The 21449-nt window shown below is 37.3% G+C and carries 20 protein-coding genes; 15 read left to right on the top strand and 5 right to left on the bottom strand.

Features of this window, described 5'->3' with window-relative positions; translation table 11 throughout:
* Nucleotides 1-79: 79 nt before the first annotated feature.
* From KMW37_RS20800 to KMW37_RS20745, 12 genes are all read left to right on the top strand, one after another.
* Nucleotides 80-2677: an SLBB domain-containing protein gene (locus tag KMW37_RS20800; RefSeq protein WP_215226570.1), complete on the top strand. Its 2598-nt coding sequence runs from the start codon at nt 80-82 to the stop codon at nt 2675-2677.
* 14 nt (nt 2678-2691) lie between these two features.
* On the top strand, nt 2692-3768 hold the full coding sequence (locus tag KMW37_RS20795; RefSeq protein WP_215226569.1) for a GumC domain-containing protein: 1077 nt from the start codon (nt 2692-2694) through the stop codon (nt 3766-3768).
* A 12-nt stretch (nt 3769-3780) separates the two neighbouring features.
* Entirely contained in the window at nt 3781-5076 is a 1296-nt protein-coding gene (locus KMW37_RS20790) for an oligosaccharide flippase family protein (protein ID WP_215226568.1), read from the top strand.
* A 53-nt stretch (nt 5077-5129) separates the two neighbouring features.
* Nucleotides 5130-5930, top strand: a complete 801-nt coding sequence (locus KMW37_RS20785) for a class I SAM-dependent methyltransferase (protein ID WP_215226567.1) — start codon at nt 5130-5132, stop codon at nt 5928-5930.
* Complete coding sequence (locus KMW37_RS20780) at nt 5903-6826, top strand: glycosyltransferase family 2 protein (protein WP_215226566.1); 924 nt, start codon at nt 5903-5905, stop codon at nt 6824-6826. Before KMW37_RS20785 ends, KMW37_RS20780 begins: the two co-directional genes overlap by 28 nt.
* 15 nt (nt 6827-6841) lie before the next feature.
* A complete protein-coding gene (locus KMW37_RS20775; protein ID WP_317195597.1) occupies nt 6842-8239 on the top strand; it encodes an O-antigen ligase family protein in 1398 nt (465 codons plus the stop codon).
* A 16-nt stretch (nt 8240-8255) separates the two neighbouring features.
* Nucleotides 8256-9386 (top strand): glycosyltransferase family 4 protein, encoded by a 1131-nt coding sequence (locus KMW37_RS20770; protein ID WP_215226565.1) that lies wholly within the window; start codon nt 8256-8258, stop codon nt 9384-9386.
* Between the two features lie 92 nt (nt 9387-9478).
* Nucleotides 9479-9835: a hypothetical protein gene (locus KMW37_RS20765; protein WP_215226564.1), complete on the top strand. Its 357-nt coding sequence runs from the start codon at nt 9479-9481 to the stop codon at nt 9833-9835.
* A gap of 251 nt (nt 9836-10086) precedes the next feature.
* Nucleotides 10087-10812, top strand: coding sequence for an acyltransferase (locus KMW37_RS20760; protein WP_215226563.1), 726 nt, complete (start codon nt 10087-10089; stop codon nt 10810-10812).
* A 22-nt stretch (nt 10813-10834) separates the two neighbouring features.
* On the top strand, nt 10835-11611 hold the full coding sequence (locus KMW37_RS20755) for a 2OG-Fe(II) oxygenase (RefSeq protein WP_215226562.1): 777 nt from the start codon (nt 10835-10837) through the stop codon (nt 11609-11611).
* A 12-nt stretch (nt 11612-11623) separates the two neighbouring features.
* A complete protein-coding gene (locus KMW37_RS20750; protein WP_317195596.1) occupies nt 11624-12787 on the top strand; it encodes a glycosyltransferase in 1164 nt (387 codons plus the stop codon).
* A complete protein-coding gene (locus KMW37_RS20745; RefSeq protein ID WP_215226561.1) occupies nt 12780-13913 on the top strand; it encodes a glycosyltransferase in 1134 nt (377 codons plus the stop codon). The genes KMW37_RS20750 and KMW37_RS20745 overlap by 8 nt, the downstream gene beginning before the upstream one ends.
* 13 nt (nt 13914-13926) lie before the next feature.
* Here the strand turns inward: KMW37_RS20745 and KMW37_RS22680 are convergent, their stop codons facing one another.
* From KMW37_RS22680 to KMW37_RS20730, 4 genes are all read right to left on the bottom strand, one after another.
* On the bottom strand, nt 13927-14067 hold the full coding sequence (locus KMW37_RS22680) for a FeoB-associated Cys-rich membrane protein (protein ID WP_394369630.1): 141 nt from the start codon (nt 14065-14067) through the stop codon (nt 13927-13929).
* Between the two features lie 15 nt (nt 14068-14082).
* Complete coding sequence (gene feoB / locus KMW37_RS20740) at nt 14083-16224, bottom strand: ferrous iron transport protein B (RefSeq protein ID WP_215226560.1); 2142 nt, start codon at nt 16222-16224, stop codon at nt 14083-14085.
* A 6-nt stretch (nt 16225-16230) separates the two neighbouring features.
* Nucleotides 16231-16458 carry a FeoA family protein gene (locus KMW37_RS20735; protein WP_215226559.1) on the bottom strand — a complete coding sequence of 76 codons (228 nt, stop codon included), beginning with the start codon at nt 16456-16458 and terminating at the stop codon, nt 16231-16233.
* A 132-nt stretch (nt 16459-16590) separates the two neighbouring features.
* Nucleotides 16591-17220 (bottom strand): methyltransferase domain-containing protein, encoded by a 630-nt coding sequence (locus KMW37_RS20730; RefSeq protein WP_246581589.1) that lies wholly within the window; start codon nt 17218-17220, stop codon nt 16591-16593.
* 262 nt (nt 17221-17482) lie between these two features.
* Between KMW37_RS20730 and KMW37_RS20725 the strand changes: the two genes are divergently transcribed.
* Both KMW37_RS20725 and KMW37_RS20720 read left to right on the top strand, forming a co-directional pair.
* Nucleotides 17483-18853, top strand: a complete 1371-nt coding sequence (locus KMW37_RS20725; protein ID WP_215226558.1) for an exopolysaccharide biosynthesis polyprenyl glycosylphosphotransferase — start codon at nt 17483-17485, stop codon at nt 18851-18853.
* Nucleotides 18854-19786, top strand: a complete 933-nt coding sequence (locus tag KMW37_RS20720; RefSeq protein WP_215226557.1) for a class I SAM-dependent methyltransferase — start codon at nt 18854-18856, stop codon at nt 19784-19786.
* Here the strand turns inward: KMW37_RS20720 and KMW37_RS20715 are convergent.
* The gene (locus KMW37_RS20715; protein WP_215226556.1) at nt 19783-20697 is read right to left on the bottom strand and encodes a universal stress protein; all 915 of its coding nucleotides are present in this window, start codon (nt 20695-20697) and stop codon (nt 19783-19785) included. The two genes, KMW37_RS20720 and KMW37_RS20715, sit on opposite strands and share 4 nt — an antisense overlap.
* Nucleotides 20698-20873: 176 nt before the next feature.
* Here KMW37_RS20715 and KMW37_RS20710 point away from each other — a divergent pair, with 176 nt between their 5' ends.
* Entirely contained in the window at nt 20874-21440 is a 567-nt protein-coding gene (locus KMW37_RS20710; protein ID WP_215226555.1) for a 2'-5' RNA ligase family protein, read from the top strand.
* Nucleotides 21441-21449: the final 9 nt, after the last annotated feature.

The following is a 21449-nucleotide window of genomic DNA, read 5'->3' as shown; positions in this document are numbered from 1 at the left end:
TTGTTCCCTTTATGGGAGTAAGGTGGCGAAGCTGTGTTTTGTTCACAGCAAACTTAATGGAAAAACGAGAAGAAAAAAGATGATAAAATTTTTAAAGTCAATGCCTTTGGGCTTGATTGTGGCTCTGGCCCTGCTTTTTACCTGTGAGCCAATGCTGCAAGCCCAATCTATTCCAGATATTGCCAATATTAAAGTAGACGAACTTTCAGATGTCCAAATTAGGGACATGGTCGAAAGGGCCGCTGATGCAGGCATTAGTCAGGCGGAACTTTTGCAAATGGCAAAAGCAAGAGGTATGTCAACAATGGAACTTGAAAAATTGGTAAAAAGAGTTGAAAAACTTGATGGACAGAATACTACCATGAAGTCAAGCTCAACTTCGTCAAATCGGGAGCCAAGAAGGCAAATGGATCTAAATGAAATTTTACAAGGAGTCCTAAGTAATCAAGAAGAAATTGAGGAGTTAGAAGAAATCCAACCCTATTTTGGATTAGATTTATTCTATCAGAAAGAAAGGAAGTTGACTTTTGAACCGAGTTTGAACCAAGCTACGCCAAGAACTTATGTTTTGGGAGCAGGGGATTTAGTATATGTGGATGTATATGGAGCATCTGAACAATACTACGAGTCAAGCATCACTCCCGAAGGAAGATTGATATTGGATAATATCGGGCCAATAAGTGTTGCAGGTTTATCCATAGATGCTGCAAGTAAGGTGATCAAAAATAAGCTGTCCCAGTATTATGTGGAAATGAAAGGTGAAAATCCAAGCACCTTCGTTCAGGTGTCATTGGGAAATATACGGAGTATCAAAGTCCATTTGGTTGGAGAACTGAGACTTCCAGGAACTTTTAATTTGAGTGCTTTCAGTACTGTTTTTAATGCGCTTTATGCTGCGGGCGGTCCCAATATTAATGGTACCATGAGAAATATCAAAGTCATAAGAAATAATAAACAAGTGGCGGTGGTTGATGCCTATGATTTTCTTGTGGATGGAAAAGCCAATATGGGATTTCAATTACAGGATCAAGATGTTATTTTGGTAGAGCCCTACGAATCAAGGGTAAAGTTGGAGGGAGCGGTAAAGCGCCCATTGATTTTTGAGGCAAAGGAAGGGGAGACCTTTGGAGACATTTTGAGGTATGCAGGAGGATTTACAGATAATGCCTATACTGAAAGGGTAAATGTGACCCGATATACAGAAAAGGAAAAAGCAGTTTCTGATGTATTTGCTGGGCAATACGATATTTTTACAGTGAAAGGAGGAGATGAATATAAAGTTGGGAACGTACTAGATCGATATAAAAACCGGGTTCAGATTAAAGGAGCTGTTTATAGGCCTGGAAACTACGCTTTGACTGATGGCTTGACTTTATCAAAGTTGATTGATAAGGCTGAGGGATTAAAGGGTGAGGCCTATCTAAAAAGAGCCAGCATTGTAAGGACAGCGAAGGACCTGAGTACTTCAGTGATTCAGGTAGATTTGAACAAGGTGATTAGTGGATCTGAAGATACTAAACTGGAAGCTGATGATATTGTCAAAATAGCTTCTATTTATGATTTAAAGGATGAGTATTATTTGAAGATTTCTGGTGAGGTTAGAAATCCCGGAATTTATCCATTTTCGGAAGGAATGACCGTTGAAGACCTTATCATCAGTGCCGGTGGCTTTAATGAGGCCGCTTCAATAGATGATCTTGAAATAGCCAGAAGGTTAAAAGGAGAGCGTGAAGGAGAGATTGCCGAGCTTATCCCAGTAAGTGTAAATCAAGACTTAAGCATTAATGCCAATTCAGCTGTACTGAAGCCTTTCGACAATGTGATCATCCGAAGAAAGCCTAATTTTGCTTTGGAAAAAATCGTTATGGTGGATGGACAGGTCAATGCTCCTGGGGAGTTTGCGCTTCGTGGTGCCGAGGAAAAAGTTTCAGACGTCATAAAAAGAGCTGGTGGTTTGACCAGTTTTGCTTATCCAAAGGGAGCTACTTTGATCAGAAGAACTGAATTTTTTAATACAGAATCTGAGAGGATTAGGAGAGAGAAGAATATGGAAAAGCTTCTTGAAAGGCTGGATACAGAGGCTACGGATCCTTCAGAAGCACAATCCAACCAAAAATTGAGACTTCAGCAAGAAACCGGAAAAGGTAATGGTCAAAATTCAAAAAGTGATTTGATCATTAAAACAAAAGAGGAGACATTAAAGGATATCAGCCAGGTGGAAGGTCCCCAAACAGCAATAAAAATCAAGGAGACAGAAGCCATTGCGATTGATTTGGAGGCGATAATGGAAAATCCTGGTTCAAAGTATGACCTCATTTTGGAAGAAGGTGATATTATTAGCGTTCCAAAGCAACTTCAGACAGTAAGGATGAGAGGTGATGTTATCTACCCTACTACGGTTAGATATGAAAATAACCGTAGCATGAAATACTATATTGACAGGGCGGGAGGCTTCGAAACAAGGGCCAAAAAGAAGAGAACCTATGTGGTCTATGCCAATGGTGAAGTGGCCAGAACCAAGACCTTTTTGTTCATGAAATCCTTTCCAACCGTTGAGCCGGGTTCAGAAGTGATCGTTCCATCCAAGGGACCACGTACGCCCATTAGACTGGGAGAAATTATTGGCTTGACATCCGGTTTGGCCACTTTGGTATTGGTGATCACTCAAATAAACTAATAATAAGCAAACTAATGGCAGGTCAGCAACATATTATTGATGATAAAATTACTTTTGGAGAACTTGTCCAAAGAGGTAAAGACTGGGTGAATTTTTTTAAAAGTAAAGGAAGGTTTTTGCTTATCGCTTTGGTTATTGGAGGAATACTTGGACTAGTGGCCTCTTGGCTTAAAAAGCCAAGGTACACCGCTGAAACTACCTTTGTATTAGAAGAATCCGATGGTGCTGGAATGGGAGGTTTGTCAGGTTTGGCCAGTTTGGCAGGAATTAACCTTGGATCCTTGGGGTCCAGCAGTGGATTGTTTCAAGGTGATAATATCATGGAACTATATCGCTCAGATAATATGCTCATTAAGACGCTTCTTAGTCCTAGTGAACAAGCTGGAGGGCTATTGGTAGATAGATTTGTTAGCTTTCATAAATTGGATGAAAAGTGGGCTGATAAGGTAGATTTTGAAAAACTGGATTTTACTAAGGATAGAGAGCACTTTTCTGTCCTGCAGGATAGTGTAATGAAAGCCATTGCAAAGATCATTAGAGACAAGGAATTAGGTGTTTCCAAACCAGATAGGAAGTTGAGCATTATCAAAGTTACCCATACATCCAAAGACGAAATTTTTTCCAAGGCTTATAATGAGAAATTGGTAGAGAATGTCAATGAATTTTATTTTGAAACCAAGACCAAAAAGACTTCTGAAAACGTTTCTATTCTTCAAAACCAGGCAGACAGCCTGAGAAGTATATTAGATCAGGATATGTTGGAATTAGCCGGAATGCAAGATGATCGACCTAATCCCAATCCACTAATGCAGCGTGCAGCTGTAGAGGCAAAAAGCAAGCAGATTGATCTTCAAGTGACGAGTGGTGCTTATACAGAAATAGTAAAAAATCTCGAGGTGGCTAAAATTAATCATAGAAATAGCTCGCCTTTGATTCAGATTATAGACCATCCACGGTTTCCACTCACGGAAACGAAGCTTAAATGGTATGTTGGATTATTTATGGGGAGTGCAATTGCTTTTTTCCTTGCTTTAGTTTATTTATATGTTGGCAGGTTATATCAGGCTAATATTAAAAACACTGAAGGCTAAGCTATTATTTTTATGTTTGAAAAGCTTAGCTCTATTTCACTTTTACAGCTGATAAGACACAAGTCTATTCAGAACTTTATTTTTTTACTTTTCATACAATCCTCCAATATCCTTATTTCTTTGATGGTGATGCCTCTGTTGATTCAGTCAATAGGGGTGGATCAATTTGGTTTGGTGAGTTTAGCCTTGTCAGTTATCCTCATTGCAAATATGTTTGTAGGATATGGCTATAATCTCAGTGCTCCTAGGGAAGTAGCCTTGAACCAAAATGATAAGGAGGCCCTTTCTGAGATTGTTTCCCGTACCATTTTCAGTAAAACGTTATTGGCGATCATTGCGGCTTTAGCTTTGCTGATAGCGGTTTTTGGCTTTGATTTATTCCCGGAATACCAAGTGATTTTGGTTTATTCCTTATTGATGCTTTTTTCAGAGGCAACACTTCCTGTATGGTTTTTCCAAGGGATTGAAAAGATGCGGCTAGTATCAGTGGCCAATGTATTCAGTAAACTGTTGTATCTAATGGGCATAGTACTTTTTATTGTTGGCCCAGAGCATGCCAAATTGGTGAATTTCTTTTTTGGCGGAGCGGCATTAGCTACTAATTTGGTCATATTAGTCTATGTCCATTTTGTAATGGATATACAATTTTTCATTCCCAAGCTGAGGAAGATTGTTCAATCCTGGAAGGCCAATGTGTATCTATTTTTATCTACCTTAGCAAGTCATGTTTCTGTAAGCGGAGGCATTGTGCTCCTTAGTTTTTTTGCTAGTGCCAAAATTCTAGGGATGTACAGTTTGGCTGAGCGGGTTAGTTCTGTATTGCGGATTATTCCTGCTTTAATTGCTCAGGCAGTTTATCCCCATGCAACAAAGCTTTATAAAAGTGACCAGAAAAGATTTTTCGTCTATGTTAAGAAGGTTTATCTGTTTTCTATCTTATCATGCCTAGCCATATCACTAGTAACCTATTTTTTAGCGGATTTTATTATTGAAATATTATCTAAGGAATCACTGGCAACAAGTGTTTCTTTTCTAAGGGTGCTATGTTTTATTCCCTTTCTAGCAAGTATGAACATTGGGAACTCATTATTAATGCTAGTTTCTGACTATAAAAGCTTATTGTTTAATTCATCTTGGGTGATGTGTTTATCCATGTTGACTTTCTCCTTAATTGGAATAAAATTATTTGGAGGGATAGGTCTTTGTTATGGGCTAATAATATCTGAAGCCCTTGTATTTATTTTTTCGAGCATTCTCATTAAGCGTAAAGCTCCCGATCTATTTTATGGATTGGTGCGGTCTAATTGAATTAAGGTAATCAATTGGTTTCCCTAATTAGGAAAAAATGTTATTGGAAAGAAATGGAAAATGTTTTACAAGAATTAAATAATCAAGTTGATTATTTGGGTTTAGAAAGGGATAAGGAATACTATAATTTCCACAAAAATAGGTTTAAAAGGGTTCATGGTTTTTTAAAAAATCAAAAGGGAAATAAACCACAGAGAGTCTTAGATATTGGAAGTCATTATTTGCATACTTCTATCCTAGCCAAACAAATAGGTTATGAAGTGGACAGTATGGATGTATCTGATTTTTGGGAGCTAGATTTTGTTAAAAATAGGGCGGCTAATTATGGCCTAAACCCCATTATTGAAAATGATCTGGGGACAATAGCTTCTTTAGATGACAAGGAGGATTATTATGATATCATTTTATTTACTGAAATATTAGAACATATCACCTTTAACCCCATTTATTTTTGGAAACAGGTCTATAAGTCCCTGAAAAGTGGTGGAATCATTTATATTTCTACTCCAAATAGCCTGAGTTTACCAGGTATAGCAATTGGTATGAAGAATTTGTTTACGCTAAGAGGAATAGGAATTAGCGTACCTAGAATTTTTGATTGCGTAACATATGGACATCACTGGAAGGAATATTCTGGAAGTGAGATTAAACGGTATTTTAAGTTTTTGAGTGATGATTTTGATATAAAAGTTGAAAAGTATTATTACAAAAATTACAGCTTAAAAGGACCTGGGTTGATCTATAACCTGTTGGCACGGATAGGGAATAGCACTGGTTTTTTTGCAGAGGACTTAGAAGCAATTGTGAGAGTAAATAAAGTTAATGGATGGAAGAAAGAACTTCCCAAGTATTAAGTAATTCCATCGCAATAATCCTACTTAACTGGAACGGTTATGACTATACTCGGCAATGCTTGCGTTCATTGCAAAAGGTCAAAAAGCAAGCTTTCCAAGTGATTCTAGTGGATAATGCCTCTACTGATGGATCAGTTGATAAACTTAAAGAAGAATTTGACTTCCCTAAATTCATTTGCAATTCGGAAAATTTAGGTTTTACGGGTGGAAATAATGTAGGAATTAATTATGCTTTGGGAGTGGGCCATGCTTATATTATGTTACTCAATAATGATACAGAAGTAGAGCCTGATTTTTTGGATCCCCTGCTAAACTTAATGGAGGCCAATTTGAACATTGGAGCGGTTCAGCCCCTGATGTATTATCTTCATGACCAATCACAAATTTGGAATGCTGGTGCTGTTTGGAATCCATGGACAGGTAGTTCCATTACTAATACTTCAAAGCCTAGGGGGATAGAAGCATATAAAACAGATTGGATTACAGGTTGTTGTATTCTTGTTAGGTCCAGTGTCATTAGAGAGGTGGGAAAGCTAAATGAACATTATTTTGCTTATTATGAGGATGTAGACTGGTCCCTAAGAATGGAAAAAGCAGGTTATGAAATGTGGGTGGTTCCAAAATCCGTAATTTACCACGAGGCTGGGGCTTCTTCTAAATCCAAATCAAAAGGCAAAGAAGGTAGATTAGCCCCCAAGGTTCATTATTTAAATGCCAGAAATCAACTATTCCAGCTTAGGAACCATTTGAGTTTTCCATATTTGCTTACAGCATGGCCCTTCCAATTTGGGAAAATGGGGCTTTATGGACTTTATTTTCTTTTTAGGGGAAGAAAGCAGAAATTTTTGGCCATGCTGATGGGAATCAAGGATGGAATGATTCAGGAATGTAAATGATCAATTAGGAGGTTAGTGTTATTTGTCTTTGTGGTTATAGCGGTAGGATTATTACTTTCCATTACGGTTAATAAGATTGTATTTGAGACCAAGTGGGAATGGGTAATAATATTTATGTCGCTTTACCTGCCATTTTATATCTCAATTTTAAGCATTGTATATCAAGCTACCGGTTCTCCGTTCTTTGTAAGTATTTTTCAATATTTAAAAGAATTTGTATTACTGATCTCCCTGCTATCATTTGTTTTTTATCAGCGGAATCTGTTTGACTATCCATTTAGGCTACAAATAACAGATAAGCTGTTTTTGGCCTTTTATGGCTTGGGGCTGGTGTTTTTGTTTTTGCCCATTGGGCCGGCAAATATGCTTACAAAAGCCCTATACTTTAAAAATGTGTTGATGATGGGCATGCTTTATTTTTTAGGCAGGAATACGAACTTTAGTGATCTGGATTACCGAGTTTTATTTAAATCCATCATGTTGATTTTTGTTGCGGCATTGGGATTGAATCTTTTTGAAAAGCTCGTGGGCCTACATTTTCAAAACATTACTGGTTATGCATTGTTTAATCAGGCCATTAATAATGTTGAACCGTCTGGAAATTATGATTTAACTTGGACTTTCGAAACCCAAACCGGGGGAATGAGATTGGCCTCTTTTTTCTCCGATCCCTTAGAGTTGGCCAGCTCCTGTTTATTGGGTTTTTCTTTAGGGTTAATTGGATATCTTAGCTCAAAAAGAGCACAATCTTGGATATTTATTCTTGTTATTTTGGTTTCCATAGGAAGCTTGTTTTTTGCAGCTTCAAGGGCCTCATTTGCTTCATTTTTTATCATGCTGATTTTTATTGCGGTGATCTTTAGGTTATATGGCTTGATTAAATTGGGAGCGGCTCTATTAGCTTCATTTGTTGTTTTCGTTTTCATTTTTGCCAGCGATGAGTTTTATTATTTTGTGGTGGATACCATCACTTTTGAGAATGCGTCCAGTGTAGGGCATGTGATTGCTTGGTTAGAGGCATTAAATCAAATGGTGGTTGCTCCTTTTGGTTCAGGCTTGGCTACAAGTGGGAATGTTGGAAGCGTTTCAGATGAGTTAAGAATTGGAGGGGAAAACCAATTTTTGGTTTTTGGGGTACAGTTGGGTTTTTTGGGTATGTTCCTTTACATATTGATATTAGGAATGGGTATCTGGACGGGGATCAAGGTATTTAGGGATTCTAAAAATACTCATATAGCCAGGATAGCTTTTATCGCGGCTACTGTTAAGGTGGGGCTATTATTACCTTTGTTTACAGCCAATGCAGAATTATATGCCTTTGTCTCTTGGTTGACATGGTGGATGGTTGGACTCAGTGTGAAAGAATACAATAAGTTAAAGTATCAAAAAAGCACTTCTTTAGCTTTAGGCTGAGGTAGGGAGAAGGAAAATGAGAAATAAAAGAGTACTGGTTGATATTTATTATTTGTATGTGGCCCAAACAGGCATAAAAACCTATACAGCATCTTTGGTGGAAAGTATTCAAGCCAAGCATACAACTGATTTTGAATATATCATTTCGCCCAGTTATACAAAAGTAAAGTCTAGCCAGTTTTATAGAGGGAAAACCCCCAAATGGAAAAACCTGCTTTTTCAGGGACTTTATTTATTAAGGAAGGCAATCATTTTACCCTTGCTCACTTATTGGTACAGAAGTGATATTGTGTTCTCCCCGGATATTGTTTCTCCACTATGGTCAAGAGGCAAAAAACTGTCTGTTATTCATGATGCTTTTTTTTGGGAAAATCCCAGCCATTATAATCCCCATTGGTTGAAGTATTATCTATGGCTGTTGAAGACTTCACTCAGGAGAAATGCCCAAGTAGTCACTATTACTGACTATTCCAAAAAGCAGATCCAGAAGTATCTTAAAATGCCGCAACTGTCCGTTCATGTGGTTTACCCTGCATCAAATATTATTGCTAAAGAACAATTAGAAGATCATTCAATCATTTCATCTCCCTATTTTTTGCATGTAGGGGTAATGGAGAAGCGAAAAAACCTAGTGACTTTAATAAGGGCTTTTAGTAAGTTTCTTTTTGAAGAAGACAATAAGGAGTTTCAGCTAGTATTGGTAGGGCAAAGAGGTCCTAGGAAAGAATTGGACGATTATGATAATATCATCAGGGAGATCGAAAGGCTGGGCTTGGAAGAAAAGGTCATTTTGCCTGGTTTTGTCAGTAAAAGTGAGCTAGATAATTATTATCGTCATGCATTTGCCTATGTTTTTCCCTCTTTGAGTGAAGGCTTTGGTATGCCCATTTTGGAGGCTTTTTCCTATATGATTCCAGTGATCATCTCCAATCAGGGCGCATTGAGAGAAGTTGGTGGTGATGCAGTGCTATATCCTGAGGATGATTCAGCTACAGCTTTTGCCCAAGAAATGGGAAAATTGGTGAAAGATAATAAAGTGCGAAAATCCTTAGTGGAAAGAGCTGAAAAGAGGCTTAAGAATTTTTCTGGATCCCGTTTTTTAGCTAAGCTGGAGAAAGTTTTTTCGACTATGACATTGGCCGATTAAAGTAATCAGGAAATAATATTTTTATTATGTAGCATAATTCAGTTTTTACACGTATAGGGGTTGATATGTTTAATCTTTTAATTATGAATATTATGAAAAAAGCCGTTTATTTTCTTTTTGCTTGCTTTTTAGTTTTCGCTATATCATGTAAAGATGAGGAACAGCCGAGTGCAAGCTGTGGCGTCGAAAATCCTGCGGAGGATTTGGCTTGGATGAAGCCGGTAATTGATGAGCTGAAGTCAACGGAAATAGGTAGAGATTATGGTTATATCAGAAGCGGGAATTATGAAGGAAACAACTATTATTATGTGGGATCTTGTTGTCCTAACTGCAATTGGGCTCCTATTTTCTATAATTGCGAAGGTGAAGTTCAGGAAGACTTAGAAATTAGTGATTTGACTGAAGTCAAATTAGTATGGAAGTCGGAATCAAATATGTGTGATTTCTAAAAATGACGGATTAGGGTATTTTCCCTATTGAAGAAAAAGTTTAATTTAATGGTGGAAGCATAAAAAATGCTTCCACCATTTTTATTTTGATGAATAGCCTAATTTGTTAAAGGCGTTTTAAACCTCAGTATTTATTAGATATTATTTTTTCAGATATTTTTGTTTGGATAAAATGATACTCACTTTTGACAGGTGATTTTCTTACAATAATTGCCAATAAATAAGTTTAGCCTTTTAGCTTTGCAACTATAATGGCCAATTTTCTAGCAAATACAATAAGTAAAGCCACAGGCTTGGACTTTTCTGATAGGTTTAATGAGGACTGGGACAGTAAGTCCACTTTAGGAGTGATCTTCAGAATGTTCGTTTGGTTTATTCGGGGATTATGGAAAAGACTTTGGTTCAAGTCTTCATCAGGAATGCTTTTGATCGGGAAAGGGGTTACTATCAGACAGTCAAAATATCTCAGCGTTGGTAGGAATTTTATCGCGCAGGATAATTGTGAAATTAATTGCTTGTCTCAAAAGGGCATTGTTTTTGGGGATAAGGTGACGGTAGGTAGCTATGCCATTATTAGACCGACCAACCTTTACGGTGGAGAAGCGGGTGTAGGCTTAAAAGTGGGAGATAACTCAAGTATTGGGCCATACGCCTATATAGGCTGTTCTGGATATATTGAAATTGGCAATAATGTGATGGTGTCTCCAAGAGTAAGCATATATTCCGAAAATCATAATTTTGCAGATACTAACCAACCAATGATCGATCAAGGTGTAACTCGATCTTATGCCATTATTGAAGATGATTGTTGGATAGCTTCTAATTCAATTATCCTTGCAGGGGTTACGGTTGGAAGAGGTTCAGTTGTAGCTGCTGGCAGTGTGGTGACCAAAGATGTACCTCCATATAGTGTTGTTGGGGGTAATCCTGCAAGAGTGATTAAAAGCAGGTTGAAGTCAATAAATACAGATATTTAGTTTTTCTTTATTAATAAAAGATATGATCAACTTTGACAAATTAGAAAAGAATTTAGAGAATTTAAGGATTGATTACCTCTCCGCACAGCCTTTTCCCCATTTGGTAATTGATGATTTCTGTGATGAAGAAAAGCTTCTTTCAGCTTATAACTCTATACCCGAACTAGAAAATAAAAGTAGGGATTATGTATTTGCAAATAATAAATTTGAGAAATCAAATTATAAAGAAATAGGTCCTGAGCTTAAAGAACTTTATGAGGATTTGAGTTCTGATCGTTTTAATAAAATTCTTTCATTTATTACGGCCAAGGAAATTTTTGTTGATCCAAAAAATCATGGTGGTGGATTGCATCAGGGTAAGAAAAATAGCTTTTTGGATATGCATCTAGATTTCAATTATCATCCCATTCAAAAGAATTGGTACAGAGAACTGAATTTACTTTTGTATTTGAATAAAGATTGGAAGCCAGAATATAAGGGGGGGTTACGAATAAGGGATTTGAGGACTGATAAGGAAGCTGAGATAGCCGTACCGTTTAATCGATTAATAATCCAGCAATGTGGTCCTTATACCTTACATGGTTATGACATGACCAATTTTCCTGAGGGACGCTACAGAACTTCAATTGCTACATATGCCTACCAAGAGCATAAAATGTTCATAGAGAAGCCACGTACTACAGACTGGTTCCCTAAGGAAGATAGTTCTTATTTTAAAAAAATGTTTGCCAATAATTATAACTTTTTGGTGCAGACAAAAAATAAGTTTTTTGGAAGTGGAACAGCTAAAAATCAATAAGTAAAACCAATTGTGCAAAGTGTTTTAGTAATTCATAGTGCTGCAGACCTCTATGGTGCCAGTAGAAATTTAGTGAGATCATTATTGGCGATAAAGAGTCTAGGGATGGAGCCTATAACAGTACTTCCTTTTGATGGTCCTTTAGTGAATCAAATCGAAGATCTTGGATTTAAAGTGATTCTTCTTGACCATGGGGTTTTAAGAAGAAAAAACCTTTCTCCTCAAGGTCTGGTTAAATTGGGTTTACAATTATTCCGTTCAAGTAGGAAACTTGCCAAGTTGGTAAAAGAAAAAGAGGTAAAGCTCATTTATACCAATTCCAATGCAAATGTGGTAGGGGGGATTGTGAGTCGATTAACAGGTGTTAAGCATATTTGGCATATCCATGAAATAATATTGCAACCAAAGTGGTTCAAGTATGTTTTAGAAAAATATATCAAGTATACTGGTCAGCTGGCCGTTTGTGTTTCTAAGGCTGTAATGGAAAATATGAGGCCAAATCTACCCGATCACAAAATAAAGTTACTTTACAATGGTATCGATTACCTTCCGTTTAAAGAGACCAAATATAATCTTAAAGCCGAAATAGGCATTCCCCAGGACACCATTTTGATCGGGATGATCGCCAGGGTACATTTTTGGAAAGGGCAAACCTACTTTTTGGATGTGGCAAAGGAGCTGGCTAGCAAATATGATCAAATTCATTTTGTGATGGTGGGAGATGCCTTTACTGGATATGAGTATTTATATGATGAGATAAAGCACAAAATCAAGGAAAATGGCCTTGAGGGCAAAGTGACTGACTTGGGCTATCGAACCGATGTTCCGGAGATAATGAGTGGCTTGGATATCTTTATGCTTCCTTCAATACTTCCTGATCCCTTGCCTACTACCGTCTTGGAAGCCATGGCAGCTGGAAAGCCAGTGATTGCCACTAATCATGGTGGAGCAAAGGAAATGGTACTGGATGGGCAAACAGGTCATTTGGTACCTTGGGACAATGCTCCTAAAGCTGCATCAGCCTTTGAGCAATTAATCGGAGATGAACACTTAAGAATAAGCTTTGGAAATGCTGGTCAACAAAGGGTGATCAAGGATTTTTCTATTGAAGCTTATATTAAAAATATGGGCGAGATATTTCAATCAATTTTGCCCAACAATAAAGAAAATGCATAAAGTGAGTAGGGAAAAGCCACTGAGAGTAGCCATTTTTGGCGCAAAAGGTTATCCATATGTCTATGGGGGATATGATACTATGGTCAAAGAGCTGGGGGAGCGTTTGGTGAAGAAGGGAGTTAAAGTAACGGTTTACTGTCATCGTTCTTTGTTTAAGGAAAGACCGAAACAGGTTAATGGAATCGATTTAGTTTATATGCCCGCTATAGAGTCAAAGTCTTTTACCCAATTGACCCATTCCTTTTTTTCCATGATTCACGCCTGCTTTTCGAATGCAGATGTCATTTTTGTGGTTAATAGTGGCAATGGTCCTTTTGGTTTGATATCAAAACTATTCAGAAAACCCACAGCTATCAATGTGGATGGCTTGGAGTGGTTGCGTCCCAAATGGAAGGGCTTAGGTGCCAAATATTTTTACTGGGCTTCGAAAATGGCCACTAAATTCTACGATCAGATCATCAATGATTCTGATGAGATGCAGAAAGTCTATGAGGAGCTTTTCCAAGCTTCATCAAAGGTAATCGCCTATGGCTCTAATCCAGGCTTAAAAGCAGATCCGAATTTAATCCAAAAGTGGAATTTGGAGAAAGAGGATTACTACCTGATTGTAGGAAGACTGGTGCCTGATAATAATGCAGATTTGGTCATTGAAGGCTTTATTCGATCCAAGACTAAAAGGAAATTAGTGGTAGTGGGAGATGTTCCTTATCAGGACAGCTATGCAGAAAGGTTGAAAGATATTCCAGATGAGCGTTTGCTTTTCACGGGGTATGTGAAAGATCCACATGAATTGGCAGCCTTGTATCAAAACTGTTATGGCTATTTTCATGGACATGAATATGGTGGTACCAATCCCGCCATGTTAAAGGCGCTTGGTTATGGTTGTGCTATTTTGGCATTGAATACGAGGTTTAATCAGGAAATGCTTCAGAACGGGAAGTACGGTTGGTATTTTGAAAAAGATAAAAGCGATGTAGGCAAGATGGTGGAAAGGGCAGAGGCTAATCCTGAAATGATGAAAAAATTAAGAGAAAATTCCCAACGAGGCTTGACCCAAAAATACAATTGGGATCATGTAACTGATCAATATATTGCAGTATTTCAGGATCTTACAAAGAGATCCTGAAATACTATGAATTTTAATTTTTTGAAGATTTTACTGCATCACATTTCCTACAGCCACAGTCGAGAGCATTAGCTTTTTTTGGTTTGGCATATTGGTAGATTTTCCAGCCAATAATGCCAACAAATAATGCAAATACGATAATTTCCTGCCACATAATCTTCTAGTTTTCTTAAGACAATATTTGGTATACAGCCCAAGCTGATACATAGGCTAGCGCTGTCATATAAACTGTCTGAATAATTGGCCATTTCCAGCCTTTTGTTTCCCTATAAACAACTGCCAAGGTGCTCATGCATTGCATCGCAAAGGCGTAGAATACAATGAGGGAAAAGGCAGTGGCCAAGTTAAATACTTTTTCACCTGTTTGAGGATTGACTTCAGATTCCAGTTTTTGCTGTATGGTCAATTCATCTTCCACATCAGTTCCCACGCTATATAAGGTGGCAATGGTAGAGACAAAGACCTCCCTCGCTGCAAAAGAAGTAATCAGGGCAATCCCTATTTTCCAATCATATCCCAATGGTTTGATAGCAGGTTCAATGAACTTGCCCATTATTCCTATATACGAGGATTCCAGTTCTGCTGAGGCCAATTGAGTTTGATAATTATCCAATGCGTCTTGCGAAGCATTGTCTGATGGAACTTCAATATTTGCAATGACTTCTTCTTTGACGCTTGAAGGGCCGTAAGAAGCGAGTACCCAAAGTATGACAGATATGGTTAAAATCACTTTTCCAGCGGCAAAAACAAAGGTTTTTGATTTAGAATACATCGTGATCAGCACATCCTTCCATCTTGGGAGTCTATATAAAGGCATTTCTACCATCAAATAGCTTTTCTCCTTAAAGCTTAAAACCAGTTTAAGAATCCATGAAGTGAAAAGTACAGCGACAATTCCCAACAAGTACATTCCTAATAATGCGATGGCTTGCATGTTAATGGGGCCAATATAGGATTCAGGAACTGCGATTCCAATTAAGATAACATAAACAGGAAGTCTTGCGGAGCAGCTCATCAGTGGAGTGACCATGATAGTGATCAAACGATCTTTCCAATTACCAATATTTCTGGTGGCCATTATCCCCGGGATTGCGCATGCAATGCCTGATATCAAAGGAACAACACTTTTTCCATTTAAGCCAAATGGACGCATGATCCTGTCCATAAGAAAAACTACCCTAGACATATAGCCCGTGTCCTCTAAAATGCCTAAGAAGGCAAACAACAGGGCTATTTGGGGAATGAATATCACCACACCCCCAATACCTGGGATAATTCCTTCTGTGATGAGATTGGTCAGAACTCCAGCGGGAAGAAGTTTGGCAACAGAAGAGCTGAGCGAGGCAAAAAAGCCATCTATCAAATCCATTGGGACTGCTGACCAAGCAAATACTGATTGGAAAATAACCAATAGGATACCTAAGAAAATGGCATATCCACCGATTTTGTGGAGGAATATACTGTCAAGTTTGTCTGTTAATCTTTTTCTCCCGATATCAGTTTTCTCAATAGCTTTATCCAAAACAGACTGAATGCCTTCATACCGGTGTCGGGTTTCATCTAATTGGATTTGTTTGATATCAAAACCTGATGAATCCATTTGATTTTCTAACCATTCCCTTTGGCCCTCATCCAAAAGTGGTTCATTTTCATGGAACCGGATAAGTTGATAGGCTTGATAAGTGTTCTGCAAGTGAAATTTTTCCTGAATGGCATTGGATAGCGCTTCAGGTAATAGTTCTTGGATGTTTAAAAAAGGTTGAGGTTTTTCAAACATCTTTTTTTCAATCAAGTCAGAAATCCCGTTGATTCCTTTATTGCTTCGGGCATTTGATTGAATGATAGGAACACCTAAAGACTTATAAAGAGCATGGGTTTTTACTTTGATGCCTTGTTCCTCTGCGGAATCTTCCATATTTAGCACTATTGCCATTGGAAGACCAAGATCCATTATTTGAGTCACCAAAAACAAGCCTCTTTCCATGCTGGACATGTCGACCACAGCCAGCACAAAGTCAGGTTTATTTTCTTTATCCAAGCCGTTCAATACTCTATGGACGATTACTTCATCTTCTGAGTTGGGGTAGATGCTATAAGTTCCGGGTAGATCCAATATTGTGGCTTCTTGATCCCCTAATTTAATATTGGCGAATCGTTTATCTACGGTCACACCAGGGTAATTACCGACTTTTTGGCGGAGTCCTGTTAACCTATTGAAAATAGTTGTCTTACCCACATTAGGGTTTCCTATAAGGGCAACAGTAAAGGTAGATTGCTGGGTAGGAGTCTCAGGTGTAAGTACTTCAGGCATATAAGATTAATTTTCTAATTTCACTTGGATAAGACGAGCCTCAGATTTCCTAAGGGCAATGACAGTATTTTCCAATTTAAAAGCTAAGGGGTCCTTAAGTGGTGCTTTTTGCAAAAGGGAAATACGTTTTCCTGGTAAAAAGCCCATTTCCATTAAATGTAAGGTAAGTTCACTGGGCGTGATACTATCAATCACTGCCATTTTTCCTTGCTCTATTTTATCCGCCGTACTCATGCTTATGAAATTAGATTAAATCTAAATTGTTGCAAAATTAACGGAAAAAGATCAGATTTCGTTCTAATTTTATTGAAAACTTAAGCCTTTTTGTTGAGTGGTTAAATAAAAAGGCGCCAGATTTTTAAGACTTTAGCTAGTAAAATGATTTAGATTATGTGCGTAAAACGATTTGTTAAGTCCCACGAATTTTTCGTAATGGATTTTGCTCAAGGGAAATAATTGTTTCATTTCTTTTTCAGAGATTAATCTGATTTCCTCCAAGTATTGGCGCGCTTGTTCTGATTCCCACTTTTTAAATCGACTTAAATTGGTTTTTGTTAGAATAGTATAACCTAATTCTTTTGGACAAAACTGGAAATAGGGCAGAGCATAGTGGGGTTCTAAAAAGAAATATTTGTTAGGGGTTTGGACAAAATGCTTTTTCCCAACTCTTCTTATTTCTTTTGCCATCAGAATTTGGTTATCCCAAGTATAGAGATGTTCTATTACAGAATTTGAGAAGACCAAATCGATTGAATTATCGGCGAATTCTGATAGGTCGGTAGCATCACCGGCGACACTGAAAATGTGTGGAGTGGAAACTGGTTCTTTGGACAAATTGAGGATAATCACGTCAACTTTTCCTGATTTTAGGATTTCTTGGTCTTTCCAAAAGTCTTCTGTACCTCCGACATCTAAAATTTTTATTTTTTCGGAATTCTCAAAAGTATTCCAAAAAAGTTGGGTAAATAGTTCAAATCTTGCTTTACGAAATTTCATTCCTAAAGAGTCAGGATGGTTGGATGATGAAAGCATGGATTTTATTCGAGAAATCATATTGATGGATGTCAAGGAAAGGGAGTAAAAATATTTTAACAGATATTTAATGCTGAATAAAAAAGAATTTTTTATAATTTTACAAGACTTTAGTGAAAAATAAGACTATTTAATCAATACAGAGCACAGGCAATTTTTTACAACGAGAAGAAATGGTATTTAAATTGCTTTAGCCTTGCGGAATTCATAAGTAGGAAAAATTTTTATGGCAAGACGGTTTTACAAATACTTCCCTTGGTTATTTGTTTTGGGTGATGCATTGGTAATTGTAGCATCATTAATACTTACGCATTTAATTGTATCAAATTATGTTGCTGTAGATAATATCAGCATGGGGATTTATGGTGTTTATGTATTGATTTGGTTAATGCTGATTGTGTACAGAAAAGACTATAAAGTAGGTCGGACCACAGATTATATTTTTACTCTTCAGAAACTGTTTGGATCCATATTATGGTTCTTTTCTATTATATCGGTGTTATGGATCGCATTTCAGGCATATCATTTAAGTAGGCTGTTTTTGCTTGTGAATGCAGGAGCTATGTTGACGCTTTTTAGTGTTTATAGGGTTTCTGTACATATAGTGTTAAAACAATATCGCTCAAGAGGGGGGAACTATAGGAATGCAGTAATTATAGGAAAGGGCGGAACGAGTTATAAGTTGGCCAAGGTGTTTCAACGTCGGAAGGATTTTGGGATCAATTTTATGGGGTATTATGATGATGCAAGTTCATGTGTAGAGACCAGAGGGAATCTCGATGATTTTTTCAGGGATGTGAAAAATATGGATTTGGATTTGATTTATATCAATGAAAGACTTGAGATGTCCACCATGAAAAAGATCATCAATTATGCAGATGAACATTATATTAAAGTTAAAGTGATACCTGGAGGTAATCTTCAGCTGGAAAAGAAACTCTCTTTTTCCAAGTATGGTGATTTCTTTGTAATCAATATCAATGCTATCCCGTTAGATAATACTTTGAATAGAGTTAGTAAAAGAGCGTTTGATATTCTTTTTTCTTTGTTTGTCACGGTATTTGTGCTTAGTTGGATGATTCCTTTGGTGGGGCTGCTAATTAAATTAGAGTCAAAAGGTCCTATCTTTTTCATACAGAATAGAAATGGAGAGAATAATCGGGTTTTTAAATGCTTAAAATTTAGGTCAATGACACCTAATGACTACGCAGACACCCATCAGGCTGTCAAAAATGATCCAAGGATAACACGTATTGGCACATTTTTAAGAAGCTCATCATTGGATGAAATGCCACAGTTTTTGAATGTACTTATTGGAGATATGTCTATTGTGGGGCCAAGACCACATACAGTCCCAATGAATGAAAACTTTCGCACCCAAATTGAAAAGTATAATGCCCGTCATAAAATCAAACCTGGTATAACTGGACTTGCGCAGGTAAAAGGGTATAGAGGTGAAATTATCCGTCCTTATCAAATTAGATCAAGGGTACGTTTAGATTATTTCTATATCCAAAATTGGACACTTTGGATGGACTTGGAAATTGTTTTCAAAACGATAAGAGAGCTAGGGCTTAATAGGGATAATGTTTATTAAATGGCCGAAATTAAACCGCCTTCTTGTAGACTTTGTGGTAACGATAATGGAAATTCGATATTCCCTGTAAGGGAGATGATGTTTGGCTTTCAGGAAGTTTTTGATTATGTCGAATGTGGTAGCTGCAAAACAATTCAGATTGTCAAGGTTCCAGAAGATTTAGGTAAATATTATCCAAACGAGTATTATTCTCTTGGTGAAATTAACTATTCGAATAGCATTAAGAAGATTGTTAAGATCATTAGGGGATCATTGTTTAAATGGACAAAACTAAACTTTCTTAAACATTACCATTATGGAGATTGGCTTGAAGAACTTGATCTTCCTTTTAATAGTAAAATTGGAGATATTGGTTGTGGTAATGGACAACTGTTATATGAATGGTCTGTGTCCGGATATACTTCTTTAGTAGGAATTGACCCATTTATATCGAGTAGCAAGAGGGTTAATAGTACCCTAACATTATTGAAAAAATCAATATTTGAGATTGAGGAAAAGTTTGATTGTCTTATGATGCATCATTCTTTTGAGCATATGGAAAATCCCAAAGAGGTGCTTGGAAAAGCTTTTGATCTGCTGAATCAGGGAGGTAAATTGCTCGTAAGGATCCCTCTTGCCGACAAAGAAGCTTGGCGAAAATATGGCGCTGACTGGGTCCAATTGGACGCACCTAGGCATTTATATCTTCATAGCGAAACGTCCATGAAAAAACTTGGAGAGAGTGTTGGTTTCACTTTGGGAAAAACGGTATATGATAGTACTCCTTTTCAATTTTGGGGCAGTGAATTGAATAAAAAGGGAATTCCACGCCATCGGGCTAAATTGGATTCTTTCTTTTCAAAAGAAGAATTGGAAGAATATAAAAAAATGTCCCTCAATTTAAATAGAGAGGGACAAGGAGATCAGGCCTGTTTTTATTTTGTAAAGGCTTAGATATTAAGCAGGGCTTCAAGAAAGCTCATGTTTTCACCTTTTTTCTTGATCACAAGCATAGGTATTTTATAGTTGATATGAACGAGTTTTTCTGTCACACTACCCAGTAAAATGGCTGCAGAATTACTTCTTCCCCTGCTTCCAATGACAACCATATCCGCACCATGTCTTTCCGCTGCATCCAAGATATGATCTGCACTGGATTGGTTTCCTTTTAAGATGAAATCACAAGGATGCTTTTCTATCTTATGCCTTGCCACCATAGTGTTAAATTCTTTTTGGGCATTTTTCAGCATTATTTCAGCAAATTCCTCATAGGATTTTCCTGTCTTATGGTAGCCGATAGGTACTTCATACACATGTAAATACTGGATTTCGGCGTCAGTATTTGACTTGATGAATTTTTCTACCCTTTCAAGCACTACTTCCGTGTGCTTAGAAAAATCAATGGGCACAATGAATTTTTTGAATTCAATATCTTTCATGCCCTCGGTAAGAAAGAGGACGGAATTAGGGGCTTTTTGAGCAATCCTTTTTGGTAGCGCACCACTACCTTTGAGTTCCTTTTTACGGCCCATGATGATATAATCAATATTTTTGATTTTGGACCATCTCAGCAGTTTTTCCATAGGATGGCCTTCCTCTGCCGTAACTTCTATTTTTACTTCTTTTGGTAGATTTAGGGATTTTACTTTATTGAGGATTTCTTTTTCTATGCTTTCATCAATTGGTGCCAATAAGTTGGGATAAGTACTCGCAATATCCTCAGGAAGAGCCAGGTCTTCCGCTATATGCATAAAATAAATTTTTTCCAGATTTAAAAGTTGAATGACTTTGTTGGTGTTTTCAAGAATAACTTGGTCCATCTGGGTAAGATCCAAGCCTATTAAAGCGGTATTTCGTTTTTCCATGATTAAAGATTAACGGATTTGTAACAATTTAATAGATTGAGCTCAGCTTAGAAAGCAATTATGGATAATTGTAAGAATTAAAGTTATGAGTGTATTATATGTTAAATTTGTATCATGATTTTAATCATGGATTAGGACTAAAAGTCCATTTTTAATAATAAAAACGATGCTCTTTAATGGCAAAATCGATACAAAAATATTTCTTGGCTATAGTTCCAAGTGAAGGAATACAGGAAGATGCTGTGCTGATTAAGGAAGAGGTCAAGGAAATGTATAATGCAAAGCATGCTCTTAAGTCTCCGGCGCACGTAACCTTGAAAATGCCATTTGTCTGGAATGAGCGAAAGGAGGATAAATTAGAATTTCTTTTATCAAGCTTTTTTGAGAGGTACAAGCCTTTTGCAATTACATTTAAGGGGATAGGTAGATTTGGCAAAAGGATCATGTATGCGCGTGTTAGCCACGGTCCTGAGTTGTCTGTTCTGCAGGAGGAGCTTAAGCTATATTGTAGGAAGGAGTTGAAGTTGAATGAAGAGTTAAGTGATAAGGCTTATACGCCACATATGACCTTGGTGTATAGTGATCTGAAGGATAGGTTTTTTGATGAATGTTGGAAATGGATCAAAGAGAAAGGCTTTTATGGAGAAATGAAGGTGGACAAAATAGCGCTGCTCAAAAAGAAGGATTACAGGTGGTCTGTATTAAAGGAATTTGAACTGGGAGGAAAGGTCGCTGGTCCATAAAAGGGACGG

This window comes from Echinicola shivajiensis, from assembly GCF_018642165.1.
Lineage (GTDB): Bacteria > Bacteroidota > Bacteroidia > Cytophagales > Cyclobacteriaceae > Echinicola > Echinicola shivajiensis.
Note: the sequence above shows the minus strand (reverse complement) of the source record. Positions and strands in the feature narration are given on the sequence as shown.